The 18374-nt window shown below is 30.8% G+C and carries 18 protein-coding genes and 1 tRNA gene; 9 read left to right on the forward strand and 10 right to left on the reverse strand.

Annotated elements, in window-relative coordinates; all coding sequences use genetic code 11:
- Nucleotides 1-234 precede the first annotated feature (234 nt).
- The 3 genes from V6624_RS09900 to V6624_RS09910 all read right to left on the reverse strand — a co-directional run bounded on the left by V6624_RS09900 (nt 235) and on the right by V6624_RS09910 (nt 2749).
- A complete protein-coding gene (locus V6624_RS09900) occupies nt 235-672 on the reverse strand; it encodes a hypothetical protein (RefSeq protein ID WP_338841665.1) in 438 nt (145 codons plus the stop codon).
- 71 nt (nt 673-743) lie between these two features.
- Nucleotides 744-2231 (reverse strand): GH3 auxin-responsive promoter family protein, encoded by a 1488-nt coding sequence (locus V6624_RS09905; RefSeq protein WP_338841666.1) that lies wholly within the window; start codon nt 2229-2231, stop codon nt 744-746.
- Nucleotides 2232-2242: 11 nt separating this feature from the next.
- Entirely contained in the window at nt 2243-2749 is a 507-nt protein-coding gene (locus V6624_RS09910; protein ID WP_338841667.1) for a peptidase, read from the reverse strand.
- 212 nt (nt 2750-2961) lie between these two features.
- Between V6624_RS09910 and V6624_RS09915 the strand changes: the two genes are divergently transcribed.
- Both V6624_RS09915 and V6624_RS09920 read left to right on the forward strand, forming a co-directional pair.
- Nucleotides 2962-3141 (forward strand): Sec-independent protein translocase subunit TatA/TatB, encoded by a 180-nt coding sequence (locus tag V6624_RS09915; protein WP_111284299.1) that lies wholly within the window; start codon nt 2962-2964, stop codon nt 3139-3141.
- Nucleotides 3142-3239: 98 nt separating this feature from the next.
- On the forward strand, nt 3240-4643 hold the full coding sequence (locus tag V6624_RS09920) for a glycosyl hydrolase family 8 (RefSeq protein ID WP_338841668.1): 1404 nt from the start codon (nt 3240-3242) through the stop codon (nt 4641-4643).
- A 79-nt stretch (nt 4644-4722) separates the two neighbouring features.
- On the opposite strand, the gene V6624_RS09925 is transcribed toward V6624_RS09920, so the two are convergent.
- Entirely contained in the window at nt 4723-6846 is a 2124-nt protein-coding gene (locus tag V6624_RS09925; protein WP_338841669.1) for a Tex family protein, read from the reverse strand.
- Between the two features lie 117 nt (nt 6847-6963).
- Between V6624_RS09925 and V6624_RS09930 the strand changes: the two genes are divergently transcribed.
- Nucleotides 6964-7233 carry a DUF1294 domain-containing protein gene (locus tag V6624_RS09930; protein WP_111284296.1) on the forward strand — a complete coding sequence of 90 codons (270 nt, stop codon included), beginning with the start codon at nt 6964-6966 and terminating at the stop codon, nt 7231-7233.
- Nucleotides 7234-7386: 153 nt separating this feature from the next.
- Here the strand turns inward: V6624_RS09930 and rpiB are convergent, their stop codons facing one another.
- Together rpiB and V6624_RS09940 are read right to left on the reverse strand one after the other, a co-directional pair.
- Nucleotides 7387-7818, reverse strand: coding sequence for a ribose 5-phosphate isomerase B (gene rpiB, locus V6624_RS09935; RefSeq protein ID WP_111284295.1), 432 nt, complete (start codon nt 7816-7818; stop codon nt 7387-7389).
- An 800-nt stretch (nt 7819-8618) separates the two neighbouring features.
- Complete coding sequence (locus tag V6624_RS09940) at nt 8619-8852, reverse strand: putative signal transducing protein (protein WP_111284293.1); 234 nt, start codon at nt 8850-8852, stop codon at nt 8619-8621.
- Between the two features lie 110 nt (nt 8853-8962).
- Here V6624_RS09940 and rnr point away from each other — a divergent pair, with 110 nt between their 5' ends.
- From rnr to V6624_RS09955, 3 genes are read left to right on the forward strand one after another with little or no spacing between them, the layout of a single operon-like run.
- Nucleotides 8963-11143, forward strand: coding sequence for a ribonuclease R (gene rnr / locus V6624_RS09945; RefSeq protein ID WP_338841670.1), 2181 nt, complete (start codon nt 8963-8965; stop codon nt 11141-11143).
- 22 nt (nt 11144-11165) lie between these two features.
- Nucleotides 11166-11834 (forward strand): head GIN domain-containing protein, encoded by a 669-nt coding sequence (locus tag V6624_RS09950; RefSeq protein ID WP_338841671.1) that lies wholly within the window; start codon nt 11166-11168, stop codon nt 11832-11834.
- A 13-nt stretch (nt 11835-11847) separates the two neighbouring features.
- Nucleotides 11848-12528 carry a LysE family translocator gene (locus V6624_RS09955; protein WP_338841672.1) on the forward strand — a complete coding sequence of 227 codons (681 nt, stop codon included), beginning with the start codon at nt 11848-11850 and terminating at the stop codon, nt 12526-12528.
- Between the two features lie 273 nt (nt 12529-12801).
- Here the strand turns inward: V6624_RS09955 and V6624_RS09960 are convergent.
- The 4 genes from V6624_RS09960 to V6624_RS09975 all read right to left on the reverse strand — a co-directional run bounded on the left by V6624_RS09960 (nt 12802) and on the right by V6624_RS09975 (nt 13846).
- Nucleotides 12802-12872 (reverse strand) — tRNA-Cys (locus tag V6624_RS09960).
- Between the two features lie 94 nt (nt 12873-12966).
- Nucleotides 12967-13326, reverse strand: coding sequence for a dihydroneopterin aldolase (gene folB / locus V6624_RS09965; protein WP_095930566.1), 360 nt, complete (start codon nt 13324-13326; stop codon nt 12967-12969).
- A gap of 2 nt (nt 13327-13328) precedes the next feature.
- Complete coding sequence (locus V6624_RS09970) at nt 13329-13625, reverse strand: hypothetical protein (RefSeq protein ID WP_111284287.1); 297 nt, start codon at nt 13623-13625, stop codon at nt 13329-13331.
- Complete coding sequence (locus tag V6624_RS09975; protein WP_109191193.1) at nt 13625-13846, reverse strand: hypothetical protein; 222 nt, start codon at nt 13844-13846, stop codon at nt 13625-13627. Before V6624_RS09975 ends, V6624_RS09970 begins: the two co-directional genes overlap by 1 nt.
- Before the next feature lie 142 nt (nt 13847-13988).
- On the opposite strand from V6624_RS09975, the gene V6624_RS09980 reads away from it, so the two are divergent.
- The 3 genes from V6624_RS09980 to V6624_RS09990 all read left to right on the forward strand — a co-directional run bounded on the left by V6624_RS09980 (nt 13989) and on the right by V6624_RS09990 (nt 18329).
- Nucleotides 13989-16106 (forward strand): glutamine--tRNA ligase/YqeY domain fusion protein, encoded by a 2118-nt coding sequence (locus V6624_RS09980; protein ID WP_111284285.1) that lies wholly within the window; start codon nt 13989-13991, stop codon nt 16104-16106.
- Between the two features lie 1326 nt (nt 16107-17432).
- Nucleotides 17433-17909 carry a hypothetical protein gene (locus V6624_RS09985; protein ID WP_111284283.1) on the forward strand — a complete coding sequence of 159 codons (477 nt, stop codon included), beginning with the start codon at nt 17433-17435 and terminating at the stop codon, nt 17907-17909.
- 93 nt (nt 17910-18002) lie between these two features.
- Entirely contained in the window at nt 18003-18329 is a 327-nt protein-coding gene (locus V6624_RS09990; RefSeq protein ID WP_111284281.1) for a YtxH domain-containing protein, read from the forward strand.
- The last annotated feature ends 45 nt before the right edge of the window (nt 18330-18374 follow it).

Genomic DNA, 18374 nt, shown 5'->3' on the forward strand with positions numbered 1-18374 from the left:
GAAAGTAGGAAATATTAATATTATTTCAATTGAAAACTAAAAATGTCATTTAATTATAACGTTTATTTCAAATTAGGATTTACCATCTGTTTTAAATTTATCCTTTGCCCAATTTTCTGGATTTGAAACAATGTAATCAGAAATTCTTTGATATTGATTAATTGTCTCTAATGATATTATCATAAAATAATTTTTGCCATTGATGTGGATATCCCAATCTATTGGCGTGTTTTGTTACGGCAGATTTATATGATCCAACAATTGACGAAATGGTATTTTTTCCAATGTTTTGAAAACGTTGTGAACCTGGTTTATTGAATTCGACGATCGGTGGTAGAGGCACGGCATGCCCTGTCTCACGTTGTTTGTATTATCAACATTTACATTATCCAATTGTTTATCAATAATCAAAATTCCATGAATATGATTTGGCATCACCACAAAATCACCCAATTCAACATTTTTATGGTGTATCGGAATTTGATGCCACAATAAATCGGCAATAATGCCAACTCCTGATAAAATCATTTTATTATTTTGAATTTCTCCAAAATAATGTTTTCTATCCTGTGTACAAATTGTTATAAAATACGCTCCATTCCAACCATAATCCCACCATTGCGCTCTTATTGAAGAAATACGGTATTTATTTTGAAACTTTCCTTTCCCCATTTAATTTTCATTTATTTATCCGTCCAAATTCATATAGATAAATAAACTGTTTAATCTAGGAAATAGTATTTTTATTTTGTAAGATTATCCGCAATATCTCTATTGTTTGATAATCTAGGAATTTTATTCTGCCCGCCCAATTTTCCTTGTGATTTCATGTAATCTTGGAATCCGTTTTTAGAAACTTTCGTGACAACTACTTTTCTTAAAACATTTCCGGTAATTAAATCGTCGTAATAAATATTTTGCTTTCGCATTGAATTGTCAATCGTTTCAGCAAAGACTTCCATGTTTTCAGGCTCTTTTTCAAATTCGATCAGCCATTCGTGATACGGAAGTCCGTTTGACGGATTTATTTGCGGTGCCACTGTAAATTCGTTTATTACAATATTAGTAGAATTTACCGCTTCTTTCATCGCATTTTCAACTTCATTAGCAATAACGTGTTCTCCAAAAGCTGAAATATAATGTTTAATACGACCCGAAACTATAACACGATGCGGAGCTAAAGAGGTAAACTGAATCGTGTCGCCAATATTATAACGCCAAAGTCCTGCATTGGTCGAAATAATTAAAACGTAGTTTACTCCAACCTCAACTTCACCAATTGTTAGCGCTTTTGGGTTTTCGCTAAAAAATTCATCTGCTTTTATAAACTCGTAGAAAATTCCAGAATTCAATAACAAAAGCATTCCTTTTTCTTTCTGCGAATCTTGATAAGCAAAAAATCCTTCAGAAGCTGGAAACAATTCTATACTGTCCACTTTTCGACCAATCATTTTTTCAAATTTGGCGCGATAAGGTTCGTAATTAACGCCTCCGTAAATAAACAAATTGAAGTTTTTGAATATATCGCCAATCTTTTTTCCTCCGCTTTTCTTTTCCAAACGTTCAAAATACATTTGAACCCAAGACGGAATTCCAGAAATAACAGACATATCTTCTTTTATTGTCTCATCTACAATTGCATCTACTTTAGTTTCCCAATCGTCAATACAATTGGTTTCCCAAGATGGCATTCTGTTTTTCTGTAAATATTTCGGAACAAAATGCGCTACAATTCCCGAAAGTCTGCCAAATTTAATTCCGTATTTCTCAGTTAAAATGGGACTTCCCTGCAAAAAGATCATTTTTCCGTCAACAAAATCTGCATTTCCAGTTTCATTAATATAATGTAGGATCGCATTTCGCGCTGCTTCTATGTGATAAGGCATCGATTCTTTGGTCAGCGGAATAAATTTTGCTCCAGACGTTGTTCCCGAAGTTTTAGCAAAATATAATGGCTTTCCTTTCCATAAAATATCTGATTCGCCTTTTACAACCTTTTCTACATAAGATTTTAAATCTTCATAATCTCTTATAGGAACAAGTCTCAGAAAATCTTCAAAAGTCTTTATCTGATCGAAATGATGGTCTTTTCCAAATTCGGTATTTTGAGCATTTTCGATTAAACTTTTAAAAACCTTTTGCTGGGCTTCAACGGGTTTTTCGGCCCATCTAAGCGTTTGTTTGTATATTTTTCGGGCAAAAATTTTCGCCGCAATTGACTTAATTGACATTTTCAGTGGTATTATTTTTTGTCACTTTTCTTTTTGTCTTGAGATTTTGCCTTCAGCTCCTTTTCAGTTTGAGCAACATCTTCTCTTAATTTTATTTCAGCATCTGAGGCTTTCATATTTAAATCTGAAGCATCTTCAACTGATTCCGCTTTTATTGAATCTTTATTGAATTTTGAATATTCTAATTCTCCCTTTAAAACTTTCTGAATTCCTTTTATATAAGCTTCATTTTGTCTCAAAGCCGTTTCTAAAGAATCTGATTTAATTGCCAGTTTTGTGGCATTTCGTTTCAATTCTGTCGAAGAATATCCAGGAATAAATTCGCGAAGCGGAGTAAATGCAATAATGAAAGTAGTAACCAAAATTAGAAATATTCCTCCTAAAGTAAACGTTACAAAGACATTCATTAAAGTAAGCCTAAAAGAAAATATCTCTTCAAAAGTGTCTTCATTTAAAATTACCAATCGGTTTTTAATAAACAGTTTTTTCCTAAAATTCTTTTTCTTTTTATTAGTCATTATGCTTCTTTATGCTAGCAAATATAGTAATTAATCATCATGAATTTTGTTCGAAAAATTTCATGAAGAGCTATAATTTACGATTTTATAAAATATTTAACGTGGTCTGGAACAAATATTTTAAACTAAAAATACTTCTATTTCGTATATTTCTATATACCTTTGCGGTATAATTAAGATAAACAATTTGCTTCGGCATTAAATATACAGTCATGGGAAGATTAGGTCTTACAGAAATCCTTGTAATAGTAGGTATTGTGATTTTACTTTTTGGAGGTAAAAAAATTCCAGAATTAATGAAAGGTTTAGGAAGTGGTATTAAAGAATTTAAGAACGCTGCTAAAGACGATCAACCTGCTGCTCCTAAAAAACAGGAAGAAGAAACAAAATAAGAAATTCGAAAAACTTATTAAATCCCAAATTACAAATGTAGTTTGGGATTTTTTTTATATCTCAAATTTCCTACTTTTAGAGTCCCAAATTTTTAGATATGAAAAACTTACTTTTAGTGATGGCTTTTCTGCTCACAGCAGAAAGTCAGTCGCAAACTCAGCCTTTTCCCGCCAATAAGGTGCACGGAAACGGACTCATGGCTGTCCCCAAAAACAGTCAGGATGCACAAAACAATTACAATACCTGGAAAAACAATTTTGTCGAAGACTGTAATAATGGTCGGTACAGAGTAAAATTTGACAATACAAGTGAAACCGTTTCCGAAGGTATCGCATACGGAATGCTACTTTCTGCTTACATGGCCGATAAAACGCTCTTTGATGGATTTTGGCTTTACTACAAAGACAATGTGAACGGAAATGGTGTTATGAATTGGAAAATAAATGGTTGTTCTGGAGCAAAAGAAAATAATGGAGCTACAGATGCAGAACTGGATGCAGCATTTGCTTTAATTGTTGCCGATTATCAATGGACAAGCACCGGAAACATCAATTACAAAAGTGATGCAACAACTCTTATTACAGCAATTAAAAATCATGAAGTTGAAGCCAATACTTTTGTTTTAAAACCTGGCGATCAATTCGGCGGAAGCCAAATCACCAATATATCGTACTTCTCTCCTGCTTATTTCAGAGCTTTTGGTGTTTTCACTAACGATACTGCATTTTGGAATCAAGTTGCCTCTAAAGCTTATACCGTTATCAATAATAATTTGACACAAAATAATGCCGTAGGCGGTTTAGTTTCTGACTGGTGTGAAGCTTCTGGAGCTTATGCTCCCATTGCTGTAAATTATGGATTTAACCAAGCTGGAAAAACCTATTCTTATGATGCCGCAAGAACTCCTTGGAGAATTGCAGTTGACTATGTTTGGTACGGAACTCCAGATGCCAAAACATACTTGAAAAAATCATCTGATTTTGTTCGTGTCAATCTTGGCGGTTCGGCAAACATCAAAGACGGTTATAACCAAAACGGAACTGTAAGCGGGCAATGGCATAATGCTACTTTTGTAGGTGCATTTGCCTGCGCTGCAATGGCTGGCGAAAATCAAGCGCATTTAGATGACTCATATACCGATCTTAATAACCTCAACGAACCAAACAGTTATTTTAATCAGACCCTTAAAACATTATACTCCCTTTTACTAACTGGTAATTTCTATTTACCGCTAAACGCCACATTATCTAATGATACTTTCGATATTGAAAAATCTACAGTCACGCTTTACCCCAATCCGAGTGCTGATCGAATCACTATTAAGGCACCTCAGCAGTGTATTATCTCAATAATTTCTCCTTCTGGAAGTATTATTCATCAACAAAAATCAATTTCAGATTTGACAGAAATAAACTTAGCCAATCAATCAAAAGGCGTTTATTTTGTAAAAATATCCGATGAAGATTTTAAAAGTGTCACCAAAAAAGTGATTTTGAAATAATTCTAAATCAAAAACTCCCAAATTACGAATTGTAATTTGGGAGTTTTTTTATTTTTAAGATTCCAAATGTTTTGAAATTTTATAAAATCATAGTCAACTGAATTCTCTTTCTATCTTCATCAACCTCAGTCACTTTTACATCAACATGCTGGTGCAGTTTCACTACTTCGTTAACATCGCTTACATAACCCGATTTTAATTGAGAAATATGCACTAAACCACTTTCTTTAATTCCGATGTCAACAAAACAGCCAAAGTTGGTGATGTTATTAACAATTCCTGGAAGAATCATTCCCGTTTTTACATCTTTAATCGATTTTACGTTTGCGTCAAATTCAAAAACCTTAGCCGACTTTCTTGGATCCAATCCAGGCTTTTCAAGCTCTTTTATAATATCTTTCAGCGTCAGTAAACCAATTTCAGGTGTTACATACTTTTCTGGCTTAATAAGCGCTGTTTTCTCTTTATTCGCAATTAAGTCATTCAAAGAAATATTCAAATCCTTCGCCATTTTTTCAACAACCGGATAAGCCTCTGGATGCACCGCCGAATTATCCAACGGATTTTTAGCATTTGTAATTCTGATAAACGCTGCTCCCTGCTGATAAGCTTTATCTCCTAAACGTGGCACTTTTTTCAACTGTTTTCTGTCTTCAAAAGGTCCGTTTTCAGAACGATATTGTACAATGTTTTCCGCCAGCTTCTCCCCGATTCCACTCACATAACTTAATAAGTGTTTACTTGCCGTGTTGATGTTAATTCCAACCGAGTTTACGCAGCGAATAACCGTATTATCTAATTCTTCTTTTAATTTAGTTTGGTCAACATCGTGCTGATACTGCCCTACTCCAATCGCTTTTGGATCGATTTTTACCAATTCGGCTAGCGGATCTGAAAGTCGTCGCCCGATAGAAACTGAACCACGAACCGTTACATCGTAATTTGGAAATTCTTCTCTCGCAATTTTTGAAGCTGAATATACTGAAGCTCCAGCTTCTGAAACAATAAAAACCTGCACAGGTTTGTCAAACGCAATTTTTTTGATGAAAAATTCAGTTTCTCTTGAAGCTGTTCCGTTTCCAATAGAAATTGCATCGATTTGATACGCATTTACCATCGAACGGATTTTCTTGATTGCCATCGATTCCTCATTTTGAGGCGCGTGCGGATAAATCGTTTCGTTGTATAATAAATCACCTTTTTCGTCTAGACAAACGACTTTACAGCCACTTCTAAATCCTGGATCGATTGCCAAAATACGTTTTTCTCCCAACGGCGGAGCTAATAATAACTGACCTAAATTGTTTGCAAAAACCTGAATAGAATTGGCATCGGCTTTTGCTTTTGCTTCTTGTAACGTTTCGTTTCCAATTGCTGGATTCAATAAACGTTTGTAACTATCCTCAATTGCTAGTTGCAAATGAGCTGTTGTATTATTTTGTTTTTTAATGATGATTTCGTCAATAACATCGTATGCATCGTCAATATCAACATCAATTTTCATTTTGATAAAACCTTCATTTTCTGCACGTAGCATTGCCAGTAAACGGTGAGCTGGTGCTTTTGTCAATGGTTCTTCCCAATCAAAATACTGCTCGAATTTTTTTGCTCCTTCTTCCTCTGCTTTCTTTTTAACCACTTTTGTAGCAATAGTCGCTTTTCGCTGAAACAATCTACGAAGCTGTTTACGAACATAGATATTCTCATTAATCCATTCCGCTACAATATCTCTTGCGCCTTGAATAGCTGCTTCTTCATTAATAACATTTTCATTAATGTATTGTGTCGAAATAAAATCGATATCAGCATCACTTTCAGATATAATCAGTTTTGCTAAAGGTTCTAAACCGAATTCGCGCGCCACATCGGCCTTTGTTTTTTTCTTCTTTTTATAAGGAAGGTAAAAATCTTCTATTTCCTGCAAATCAAAACTATCTTCGATCTTTTTCTTCAATTCTGGCGTAAGTGCTTTTTGCTCTTCGATCGATTTTAAAACTGCTTCTTTACGTTTTATAAGTGTATCGTATTCTTTCTGCAATTTAGCAATCAGCTCAATAACAGTTTCATCAAGGTTTCCGGTTGCATCTTTTCGGTAACGCGAAATAAACGGAATCGTACAGTCTTCCTCTAATAATTTTACTGTGTTTTGAATACTGACTGCGGGCGCCTGCACAGACTTGGCAATGAATTGAATATTAGTCATACTTTTTAATGAAATAAATTCTTAATTATAAGTTGATATAATTTACTTGTTAAAACTGTCTTGCAAATTAATCAAACATTTGGCTAAAATAATATCTTTGTTTTTAATTTTAAGCCAATGGAAGTTTTATTACTATATTTTTTATTTATAAATGTTCTCGTTTTTATTTTTGCTGGATATGACAAATTCCAAGCTCGAAAAAATAAAAGACGAATTCCCGAAAATACCTTGTTTTTAATGGCTTTAATAGGTGGTTCTCTAGGGTTATTAACAGCAATGTTGTTATTTAGACATAAAACGAGTAAAACTTCTTTTATTGTAAAGTTCGTTCTGATTTTAGTAATTCAAGCTGCACTTATAATCGCCTTTTTAAACTACAAAAAGTAGATATTAACATTGTTGATAACTCAAAAAATGATGTTTTTAATGTAATTTAAATAACTGAATTTCAAATCATTAAACAAAAAAAAGGGCAAATTAAAAAATCCGCCCGGTGTGTTTATTAATAGGTGCGAAGCACCGAATTTTTTTTTTGACTTTTTACGAACAAGCAATTTTATTCACTCTATTTTGGTGTCTTCCACCTTCAAAAGCTGTATTCAAGAAAGTTTCAACAATTTCAACCGCTTGATGAATCGATGTAAATCTCGCTGGAATACTTACAATGTTTGCATCGTTATGTAAACGAGTTAAATAAGCAATTTCTTTAGTCCAGCATAAACCAGCTCTTACTTTAGGATGTTTATTAACAGTCATTGCAATTCCGTTTCCGCTTCCGCAGATAACGATTCCAAAATCAGCTTTTCCTTCAGATACATCATTTGCAACTGGATGTCCAAAATCTGGATAATCTACAGAAGCATCAGTATCTGTACCATAGTTAGTTACCTCATATCCTTTTGCTGTAAGCCATTCAACAATTGCTTTTTTATATTCTGGACCTGCGTGATCGTTTCCTATCGAAATTTTCATTTTTCTATACTATTAAGTTGTGTGATGCAAATTTACTCAATAAATAAATGTTCGCCACGAATTACACCAATTTTCACAAATTATTTTCTTTTTCAATACTATATAAACATTCCAATATAAGTTCATGTAGATTCTTCAAATTCATTTCAAAAAACAAGAATCACAACTATCTTACTGTCAAAACCTTATAGGTTATTAACAATTTTGATAACTCTATAAGTATCTCATAATCAATAAAGAATAAACAAAATATTTGTTAAAATTTTGAGGTGTTAATAGGAGTTTGTAATTGCTTGATATTCAATTAACTTTAAGTTAACAGAAAATGTTAATAAGTTCGAAAAGAAAATTAGAAGTTTTTTTTGGTTGTTTCAAAAAAATACCTAATCCAAAACTGGAATTAAATATGCAAGAAAAGTTTCGTGAATTTTTGGAAAAGTTATCAATACCAAAAACACCATTTTCAACAGAAATCAACATATCAACTTATCTACAAAATCAATTCAAATTTGGTTGTCAACCGTTGTTAATTAAAATACAAAAAGTCTTATAAATTAATCATTTAACTAAAAATAACTATGTTGATAACTCAGAATAAATAAGTAAAACGAGATTTCAATGACTTCAAAAAAAAAATTATTCGACATATTAACACACTATAATAACCATCAAATTTTTTTAAATTTTTAAAAATCTTTTTTGTTGTATTTAATATATGTTGAAAACTAAAAAAGTTGAAAAGGAAAAAATTTTTTTTTGAATTGAATTTGACTCTGTTTTGAGTTCGTTTGAATTTTGTTTCAGACGATTTTGAGAGGATTGTTGAGATTGTCCAGTATTTCTTGAACTTGTTCGAAATCGTTTGGATGAACTTTGAGTTTGATTCCGCCCAGTGCCGCTGAGTATAATGGAACGACGGAGAGCGTCATTTCGTTTTCGAAAAAATAAGGGATTCCTTCTTGTTCTAGTAAGTGTTTGAGAACCACGGTTTCGTGCAGATAATTGAATACGGCAATCGTTTTGAAGCTTTCCATTTTAGGTCTTTTTGTAAATGTACGAAAAGTTATATTTTTAATAATTCTATTTGTTAAAAAGTATTATCTGATTTCTTATTTGTAATTTTAAACCTTATAAGAAAAGATATATGAGTAAGAAAATTAGAAAGCCGATAAAAAAGGAGAAAGATTTCTCTGGAAAAATACTTAAGATTTTATCGCAAAATGCTAATAAACCTTTCAATTACAAACAAATAGGAGCAAAGCTAGAATTAGACGATACAAAAAGCAGAAATCAGATTATAAAAGATTTAAAGATTCTTGCAGCTCAGAAGAAAATTATAGAAACAGAACCTGGAAAGTACTTAATTAAAGCAGTTAGTCAGGATTACTACGAAGGAACAATTGATATGACGAGCAGGAAAACGGCATATTTTATTTGTGATGAGTTTGAAGAAGATGTTTTTATTCCGACCAATAATTTGAATCGTGCATTAGACAAAGACAAAGTAAAAGTTTATGTTTATAACAGAAGAAAAGGAAAAAGACCTGAAGGTGAAGTAATTGAAGTTATAGAAAGAGATAAAACAGAGTTTGTTGGTGTAATTGATATGCAGCCAAATTTTGCTTTTGTTTCTACTGCAAATCCTAAAATGTATACCGATATTTTTATCCCTAAAGATAAAATTGGTGAAGCAGAAAACGGTGATGTTGTTTTAGTTAAGATTGAAGATTGGCCAAAAAGAGCCGATAGTCCGTTTGGATCTGTAATTAGAGTTTTAGGAAAACCTGGTGAACATAATACTGAAATTCATGCTATTCTAGCAGAATATGGATTGCCTGCAGATTTCCCTGTTGAAGTTGAAGTTTTTGCACAAAAACTGGATACTTCGATTCAGGAATCTGAGATTGCAAAACGTCGTGATATGCGCGATACGCTTACATTTACGATTGATCCAAAAGATGCAAAAGATTTTGATGATGCCTTGTCATTCAAAAAATTAGAGAATGGAAACTTTGAAATTGGTATTCACATTGCCGATGTTTCATACTATTTGGAAGAAGGAACAATCCTAGATGATGAAGCTTATCAGCGTGCTACTTCGGTTTATTTGGTAGATAGAGTAGTACCAATGCTTCCTGAAGTTTTGTCTAACTTTGCTTGTTCGTTACGTCCAAATGAGGAGAAATATACTTTCTCTGCTATATTTGAAGTTTCTCCAACTGCGCAAGTTATTAACCAATGGTTTGGAAGAACAGTAATTTATTCAGATCAGCGTTTTGCTTATGAAGAAGCACAATATATCATTGAAACAAAAGACAATACCATTCCAGTTGATGTTTCTATTACTGGAGAATCGTATGTTGTTTCAGATGAAATTAGAGAAGCTACTTTGAAACTTGATGAATTAGCTAAGATTTTAAGAAAGAAAAGAATGCAGCAAGGTGCTATTTCTTTTGATAAAGTTGAAGTGAAATTTAATCTTAACGAAGAAGGAGAACCAGAAGGAGTATATTTTAAAATATCAAAAGATGCCAATCATTTGATTGAAGAATTTATGCTTTTGGCTAACAGAAAAGTAGCAGAATACATTGGAAAACAAAAGAAAACATTTGTTTACCGTATTCACGACGAACCAAATGAAGATAAGTTAATTGCAATGCAAACCGTAATTGCTAAATTTGGTTATAAGATTGATTTTAGAACAAAAGGTGATATAGCCAAATCAATAAATGCTTTAATGGAAGAAGTAAACGGTAAGAAAGAACAAAATCTTATTGATACTCTTGCTATTAGAAGTATGAGCAAAGCCAAATATTCGACTGATAATATTGGTCATTATGGTTTAGCTTTTGATTATTACAGCCATTTTACATCGCCAATTCGTCGTTATCCAGACGTTATGGTACACAGATTGCTACAGTATTATTTAGACGGAGGAGCTTCTGTAGATGAAGAAACTTACGAAACCAAATGTCTGCATTGTTCAAATATGGAAAACTTAGCAACAAATGCTGAGCGTGACAGTATTAAGTACATGCAGGTTAAATACATGCAGGATCATCAGGATGAAGAATTCCTTGGTGTTATTTCTGGTGTTACAGAATGGGGAATTTATGTTGAAATCGTTTCTAACAAATGTGAAGGAATGGTAAGAATCAGAGAAATAAAAGAGGATTACTATACTTTTGACGAAAGGCAATATGCTTTGGTTGGAGCTAATTCAAATAATTTATTGCAGTTAGGAGATGAAATTTATGTTAAAGTAAAAAATGCTGATTTAGTTAAAAAACAACTTGATTTTCATTTTTTAAGAAGAGCACAATAAGTATTAATTTAAAAATAAAAGTATGAGAAAGCTAATTATTGGAGTAGCAATTTTATTTGTACAAATGTCTTTTGGTCAGGTTACCAAAGAGTTAGGAGATTTTGATACCGTTAAAGTATTTGATAAATTAAGTGTAAAATTAGTTCAAGGATCTGAAAATAAAATTGTTATAAAAGGGGCAAGAGAAACAGAAGTAGAAGCTGTTAATAAGAATGGTATTTTGAAACTAAGAATGCCTTTTCCAAAACTTCTTTCAGGAAATGATCTTGATATCACTTTGTATTACAAACATATAGAACTGATTGATGTTAATGAAGGAGCAACTGTAACAAGCAATGAAGCTATCAAAGCAACTTCATTTAAAGTAAGTGCTCAAGAAGGTGGAATTATTAATGTTGATTTAAATGTTGATAAACTTAAAGTAAGCTCTGTTTCAGGAGGTTCGATTACTTTGACTGGAAAAGCAGAAAATCAGGTTGCAAGTTTAGGAGCTGGCGGTTATTTGTTGGCAAGTAAATTAAATACGTCTCAGACTACTGTAAGCGTTTCTGCGGGAGGAAAAGCCGATGTTAATGCTTCAACCCTAGTCGATGCAAAAGTGAGCGCAGGAGGCTCTATTTACATTTATGGGAAACCGAAACAAATTAATCAGAAAACAGTTTTTGGAGGTAAAATCGAAGAAGTAAAATAACACAAGATATTTGATGATAAATGATATTCTGGCTGGACTGCCATGGGGACTTGTTCTTAGCTTTATGGTAGGTCCAGTATTTTTTGTTCTATTAGAAACCAGTATTACAAAAGGATTTAGAGCTGCAATTGCTTTTGATTTTGGAGTAGTATTAGGCGATATTTTTTTTATTGCTATAGCATATTTAGGAAGTTATAGACTGATTTCCAGTTTAAAAGATAAACCTGCACTGTTTATTTTTGGTGGAATAATTATGCTGTCGTACGGCATTATTTCATTTGTAAAATTAAAAAAAGAGGAAAAAATTAATGACGAAGAAATTGATCGTGATATCTTAAAAAGAAACTACGGAAGTTTGTTTGCAAAAGGTTTTTTACTAAACGTTATAAACATTGGAGTCCTTGGTTTCTGGCTTGCTGTTATTATTTCGGTTGGACCAAAATTAGAAATGCAGAATTCAAGAATGTTCACTTTTTTTGCTGCAGTGATTATAACTTATTTATTAGTTGACTGCATTAAAATTTTGTTAGCCAAACAATTAAAATCTAAAATGACACCAACTAATATTCTTAAAATAAAAAAAGGTATTAGTATTGTTTTGATGTTTTTTGGATTTGTATTAATGATCCAAGGCTGGTTTCCAAAAGAAAAAGAAATGGTTAAAAATGCTTTTGAAAAGATTGAAAAAAAGTAGTTTTTAATAACTCAAAAATATAAAATCAAACCTCTGAATTTCAGAGGTTTTTTTATGTTTATAATGTTCGTAAAGAACTTTGTCAAAGTTTAAAAATTTGACAAAGTTGACACAGTTTGTCATTTCGACGAAGGAGAAATCTTAGCAAGTAACTCCGTAATAATTGTCCAATCTTTGTAGAGCTTCTCGTGGAGATTTCTCCTTCGTCGAAATGACAAGATTGTGGAAAGTTTAGGCATAAAAAAAAGAGACACATTTCTGTATCTCTTTTAGAGGCATCGTCCGGATTCGAACCGGAGTAGGAGCTTTTGCAGAGCCCAGCCTAGCCGCTCGGCCACGACGCCATTACTTGAACGGTTGGCAAAAGTAACTAAAATCTTTAAATTTCAAAAGTTTCGAATGAACTATTTTAAAAAAATACAGATTTAATTGCAATGATTACTTTCTAATTTCCGTCATTTTTATAGTAACTGACTCAACATCACCACCAATAGGCGGATTAATTTTAGAAACCCAAACTGTTGTTTTTTCTACTGTTTCTATCTCTGCAAGTACGCGAATATTGATTCTTTTAGCAACATGTTCTAATAAATGCGAACGAATTGCCATTTCTTCTGCTACAATTTTGTTCAAATGAACATAGTCAACAGTGTCTAAAAGATGATCTGTTTCTGCTGATTTCTGTAAATTGGTTTTAATTTTTAGATCAACAGTATAATCAGATCCAATTTTTCCTTCTTCAATTAAACATCCGTGATAAGAAAAAGTGCGAATGTTTTTAAGTTTAATAACTCCCATTTTTATAGTTTTATTCTTGTAGTGTTTGGATTTTGATAATTGGATGTTACAGCGTATACTGTAACTATTTTGTTAATTTCATCAACTGTAAAATGAATAGTGTATGGGAATTTTTTCAAAGGTAAGGTTCTAACTATATTATACTTTTCTTCAAAAAATGGAAATGTATTTAAAGTATCTACATACTTTTGATATTCATTAAAAAATTTTGTTCCTAAACCATTAGAAAGAGATTCATAATATTCAGCAATTTCATCTACTTCTAATTCAGCTCTTAAGAGAATATTTATTTCGAACATTACTTCTTATTCCATTTAGCATTGAGTCTTTTTTTAGACTCTTCCCAACTAATAAAATCCTCTGGTTTAGCATTTTTTATACGATCCAAAACCATTTCTTGTTGCCATAATGGAATTTCATTCTCAACATTTTCATCTATAGAAACGTCTGGAACATGTTTGAAAAAACTAATAAATGTTTCGTAAAAATCGTCTGGAATTGTAACGGTTAATTGTCTCATAATTCTGAATATTTATACAAAAATACTAAATAAACTAATTGAAGATTTTAAGTTTAACGTTTCATGTTTTGCGCCACTTAAATAACTTTAAACCTGAAACCTGAAACCTTTTTTTTATCTTTGCTAAAATTACTATAAAATAATGGCATCAGAAGAGAAATCACTCAATTTTATTGAACAAATCATAGAGGAAGACGTAAAATCAGGTCTTTCAAATACTAAACTTCGCTTTCGTTTTCCACCAGAACCTAATGGTTATTTACACATAGGGCACGCAAGTTCTATTGCTTTAAATTTTGGTTTAGGAATTGATTATCAATCTCCTGTGAATTTACGTTTTGATGATACAAACCCTGAAAAAGAAGAACAGGAATTTGTTGATGCTATTAAAAAAGATGTAGAATGGTTAGGATATACTTGGGCAGAAGAATGTTATGCATCAGATTATTTCCAACAATTATACGATTGGGCAGTTTTATTAATTAAAAAAGATAAAGCGTATGTTGATAGCCAATCTTCTGAAGATATGGCGATTCAAAAAGGAACTCCATCTACAACTGGAACCGATTCTCCATTTAGAAATCGTTCTGTTGAAGAAAATTTAGATTTATTCGAAAGAATGAAAAATGGTGAATTTGAGGCTGGTACACATATTCTTCGTGCTAAAATTGACATGAAATCAACAAACATGTTAATGCGTGATCCAATTATGTACCGAATTTTACATAAAGAACACCATAGAACTGGAGATGCCTGGAAAATATATCCAATGTACGATTGGGCACACGGACAAAGTGATTATTTAGAGCAGATTTCTCACTCATTTTGTACATTAGAATTCTTGCCTCACCGTGAATTATATGATTGGTTTTTAGATCAGATTTTTGATGATAATAAACTGCGTCCAAAGCAAAGAGAATTCGCAAGACGTAACTTATCGCATACTGTTGTTAGTAAAAGAAAATTACAGCAACTAGTTAAGGAAAAGCATGTTAACGGTTGGGATGATCCAAGAATGTCAACCATTTCTGGATTAAGAAGACGTGGTTATACAGCTGCTTCTTTACGTAATTTTGCTAATACAATTGGTATTGCAAAACGTGATAATTTGATTAATGTATCGGTTTTAGAATTTTGTATTCGTGAAGATTTGAACAAAATTGCACCTCGCGTAATGGCTGTTTTAGATCCTGTAAAATTGGTAATTACAAATTATCCAGAAGAAAAAGAGGAGTGGTTGGAAGCTGAAAATAATCAAGAAGATGAAAATGCAGGTTTCAGAAAAGTGCCTTTTTCTCGTGAATTATACATTGAAAGAGAGGATTTTTTAGAAGAAGCTCCAGCTAAATATTTCCGTTTGACTTTAGGAAAAGAAGTTCGTCTTAAGAATGCTTATATCATTAAAGGAGAATCAGTTGTAAAAGATTCCGAAGGAAATATTACAGAAATTCATGTAACATATGATACTGATTCTTTAAGCGGAAGCGGAACAGAAGCAAGCCAAAGAAAAGTATCTGGAACATTACATTGGGTTTCTATCAAACATGCATTGGAAGCAGAAGTTCGTTTGTACGATCGTTTGTTTACAGATGAAGCTCCAGACAGTTATAAAGACAAAAATTTCTTAGATTTTGTCAATCCAAATTCATTAGAAATTGTAACCGGATTTGTTGAACCAAGTTTATCAACAGTTCAAAATGAAGATAAATTTCAGTTTCAACGTTTAGGTTATTTTACTGTTGATAAAGACTCAACTGCTTCAAAATTAGTATTTAACAAAACTGTTGGATTGAAAGATGCCTGGGAAGAAAAGGGTAAAAAAGAAGAAAACAGCATCAATAATTCTTTAAAAGAAATCAACAAATATTTTAAAGTTGAAACTAAACCAGAACGAATTGCAATTGAAAGTGCAATAGGGGAGAACATCAAAAATGTTTCTAGTTTTTCACTTTTACAACATTCATTAAAGAAGAATATCAACAATAATAAGGCTTCATTGTTATTTTCTCAATTTATTTTGAAATATTCAAATTGGAAATCAACTGATTTTGAGGAAGAAGATATTAAGAAATTATATTCAATGTCATTAAAAAGTGAATCGACTTATGTAAGATCAAAAGCACTTTTGAATATAAGAGATATTGAAAGTGAAAGTTTCAAAAATCAATTTGATGATGAAATTTTGAAATTATATTCAAATCCACCAAAAAATGCTTCTGAAAGAGAAATTGAAATTCTTTCTGAAATGGTGAAGAAGTAATATCAGCTAAATTTATGAAAAGCGCTTTTATAAGCGCTTTTTTTTATTATATAGATTTACTATTGAAATTATAAAATTTATAATTTTTATAGATTAAAAGTGGCTTTCATAAATTGATTTTAATAGAAAATAAAATTTTGTTGGATAAGGAATTCATTTTTTAGATTTAAGATTATTAGAAGCCTTTATTTTAATTTTACCCTCTTTTATCTCCAAATTTTGCCATAAAATTTTTATTAATAAATTATATTGATATAATTTTATATTTATTATTACTTATATTTATTATTAATAAAATCTATTATTTTTATATTTTTAATTTATTTTATAGATTAAAAATGACCTTCATAAATTATCTTTAAGCTAAAATAAAAAATGGTTGAGTAAAGAAGATGTTTTTTAAATTTTCATTCATTATAACTTCTTATTTTAAATTTTTAGTTTTTTAATTTTCATTTTTACTTTAAAACTTATAAAAATAGATTTTAACTATTTTAATTTTAAAATTTAATTATTTATGTTTATTATTTATTAAATCTATTATAATGTAATTTTTAATTTATTTTATATATGATAATAAATTTCAAAAAATATTTGAAGATGAAAGTAAAAACTAGCTAAATCCTGAAGACACATTTTTATTTCATTTAACAAAACTCTTTTTTTGAAAATTTAGATGTTTTAAATTTCAATTTTCTTCTCAAGAATAAAATTAAAGTTTTTTCTTATTTTTTAAGTTTTGAATTTCAATTTTATAATTATAAGTTTTAACTATTATTTTTTTAATAATACTGTATTTATTATTATTATTTATAAAATTGATTTAAAAATTAAAAGTAATAGTTTTTATAGATTAAAATCAACCTCCATAAATCGATTTTAAGACGTTTTTTAAACTTAATTGATAGATAACTCATTTTTTGAATTATTATTTATTTATGGCTTTTATTTTAGTTTTTGATGTTATTTTAGTCAGTTTAACTGCTTGTTAACACACAATTGTTTATAAAACTGCTATTTTTAACTCAATATCAAAAGTCAGAGATGATTTTTGTAAAAAATTAAAATTTGCCGTAAAGAATCTAAGCTGAGATTTATTGTTTTTAAAAACTCGTAATTTTTATGACAGTAGATTATCAAAACTGATTTCCCAAAAAGACAATTTTATGTTCTCATTTTTATTATGATGTAATTTTGATAATATTTCGCGTAAAAGATATTTTTCAATTTGTATTGTAATGTACAAAATTCCATAATGTTGAATTTGTGTGAAAGTTTAGTTTTTAAATTTCAAGTCTGACAATTTTTAATTTAAATCTAATTATCATGAAAATTTTATATTTTACGCTAGCGTTATTATTTGCAAATGTTGCAATTTCACAAACACATCAAATTACAAAACATAATGGAGAACAACTTGATGTAAATTTTATTAAAAATGAAAATGGTTTAATTTATTATTCAGTAAACGGAAGTTCTGAAGAAATTAAAATTAGTAAACATGCCGTTTCATCTATCACAAATAAACAAACAAAACAAACTCAAAAAATTTCTGATAGAATAATTGTAGATTCAAAAGATGATTACAAAATGGTTACAGTTTTACCACAAGAAAAGACAGTAGGACTGAAGCAGACTGGAACTTTTACTGGAGTCTCGACCAAGACAAAAGGTGAACCGCCTATTGCAAATCAAAACCAAACTGCCATGAGAATTAAAAGTAAGTCGGCTTCAAATGGTTCTCCATTTGTAAGCATAACTGAAAAAGATGGTAAATATGAAGCTACAACTTATGTGTATTAATTAGATTGTTAATTTTTTGTAAATTACAATTAATCAGAAAATTATAAGTTCAAAAAAGAGTATCTTTAAGTAATAATTTAAAATTGTAATATCATGTCTAAGAACTTAAATACAGCCGCAGCAATTTTGGCTGCAGCAGCTGCAGGAGCGGCTATCGGAATTTTATTTGCTCCAGATAAAGGATCTAAAACTCGAGCAAAAATCAAAGAAGGTTTAGATGATGCTAAACATAATATTAAAGATTCTTTTGATGCTAGTTCTGAAGTCTTACGTGAAAGATTTACAAGTGCAACTCAAAATCTTGACGGAACATTAAATGATTTACTTTCAAATGTTAGTCATAAAACAGAAGAAGTAATTACTTTTTTGGAAACTAAATTAGCTGAGTTAAAAGCACAGAACGCTAAACTTCAGAAATAATATTTTTATAAAGCACATTACTTGCCTATTTTTATAAGGAAGTTT

It is taken from the genome of Flavobacterium ginsenosidimutans (assembly GCF_037478105.1).
GTDB classification, from domain to species: Bacteria; Bacteroidota; Bacteroidia; order Flavobacteriales; family Flavobacteriaceae; genus Flavobacterium; species Flavobacterium ginsenosidimutans.

Bases quoted from the DNA above. Each gene is read 5' to 3' on its own strand.
- V6624_RS09900 (WP_338841665.1), bottom strand. From the start codon at position 672: ATGGGGAAAGGAAAGTTTCAAAATAAATACCGTATTTCTTCAATAAGA.
- V6624_RS09905 (WP_338841666.1), bottom strand. From the start codon at position 2,231: ATGTCAATTAAGTCAATTGCGGCGAAAATTTTTGCCCGAAAAATATAC.
- V6624_RS09910 (WP_338841667.1), bottom strand. From the start codon at position 2,749: ATGACTAATAAAAAGAAAAAGAATTTTAGGAAAAAACTGTTTATTAAA.
- V6624_RS09915 (WP_111284299.1), top strand. From the start codon at position 2,962: ATGGGAAGATTAGGTCTTACAGAAATCCTTGTAATAGTAGGTATTGTG.
- V6624_RS09920 (WP_338841668.1), top strand. From the start codon at position 3,240: ATGAAAAACTTACTTTTAGTGATGGCTTTTCTGCTCACAGCAGAAAGT.
- V6624_RS09925 (WP_338841669.1), bottom strand. From the start codon at position 6,846: ATGACTAATATTCAATTCATTGCCAAGTCTGTGCAGGCGCCCGCAGTC.
- V6624_RS09930 (WP_111284296.1), top strand. From the start codon at position 6,964: ATGGAAGTTTTATTACTATATTTTTTATTTATAAATGTTCTCGTTTTT.
- rpiB (WP_111284295.1), bottom strand. From the start codon at position 7,818: ATGAAAATTTCGATAGGAAACGATCACGCAGGTCCAGAATATAAAAAA.
- V6624_RS09940 (WP_111284293.1), bottom strand. From the start codon at position 8,852: ATGGAAAGCTTCAAAACGATTGCCGTATTCAATTATCTGCACGAAACC.
- rnr (WP_338841670.1), top strand. From the start codon at position 8,963: ATGAGTAAGAAAATTAGAAAGCCGATAAAAAAGGAGAAAGATTTCTCT.
- V6624_RS09950 (WP_338841671.1), top strand. From the start codon at position 11,166: ATGAGAAAGCTAATTATTGGAGTAGCAATTTTATTTGTACAAATGTCT.
- V6624_RS09955 (WP_338841672.1), top strand. From the start codon at position 11,848: ATGATAAATGATATTCTGGCTGGACTGCCATGGGGACTTGTTCTTAGC.
- folB (WP_095930566.1), bottom strand. From the start codon at position 13,326: ATGGGAGTTATTAAACTTAAAAACATTCGCACTTTTTCTTATCACGGA.
- V6624_RS09970 (WP_111284287.1), bottom strand. From the start codon at position 13,625: ATGTTCGAAATAAATATTCTCTTAAGAGCTGAATTAGAAGTAGATGAA.
- V6624_RS09975 (WP_109191193.1), bottom strand. From the start codon at position 13,846: ATGAGACAATTAACCGTTACAATTCCAGACGATTTTTACGAAACATTT.
- V6624_RS09980 (WP_111284285.1), top strand. From the start codon at position 13,989: ATGGCATCAGAAGAGAAATCACTCAATTTTATTGAACAAATCATAGAG.
- V6624_RS09985 (WP_111284283.1), top strand. From the start codon at position 17,433: ATGAAAATTTTATATTTTACGCTAGCGTTATTATTTGCAAATGTTGCA.
- V6624_RS09990 (WP_111284281.1), top strand. From the start codon at position 18,003: ATGTCTAAGAACTTAAATACAGCCGCAGCAATTTTGGCTGCAGCAGCT.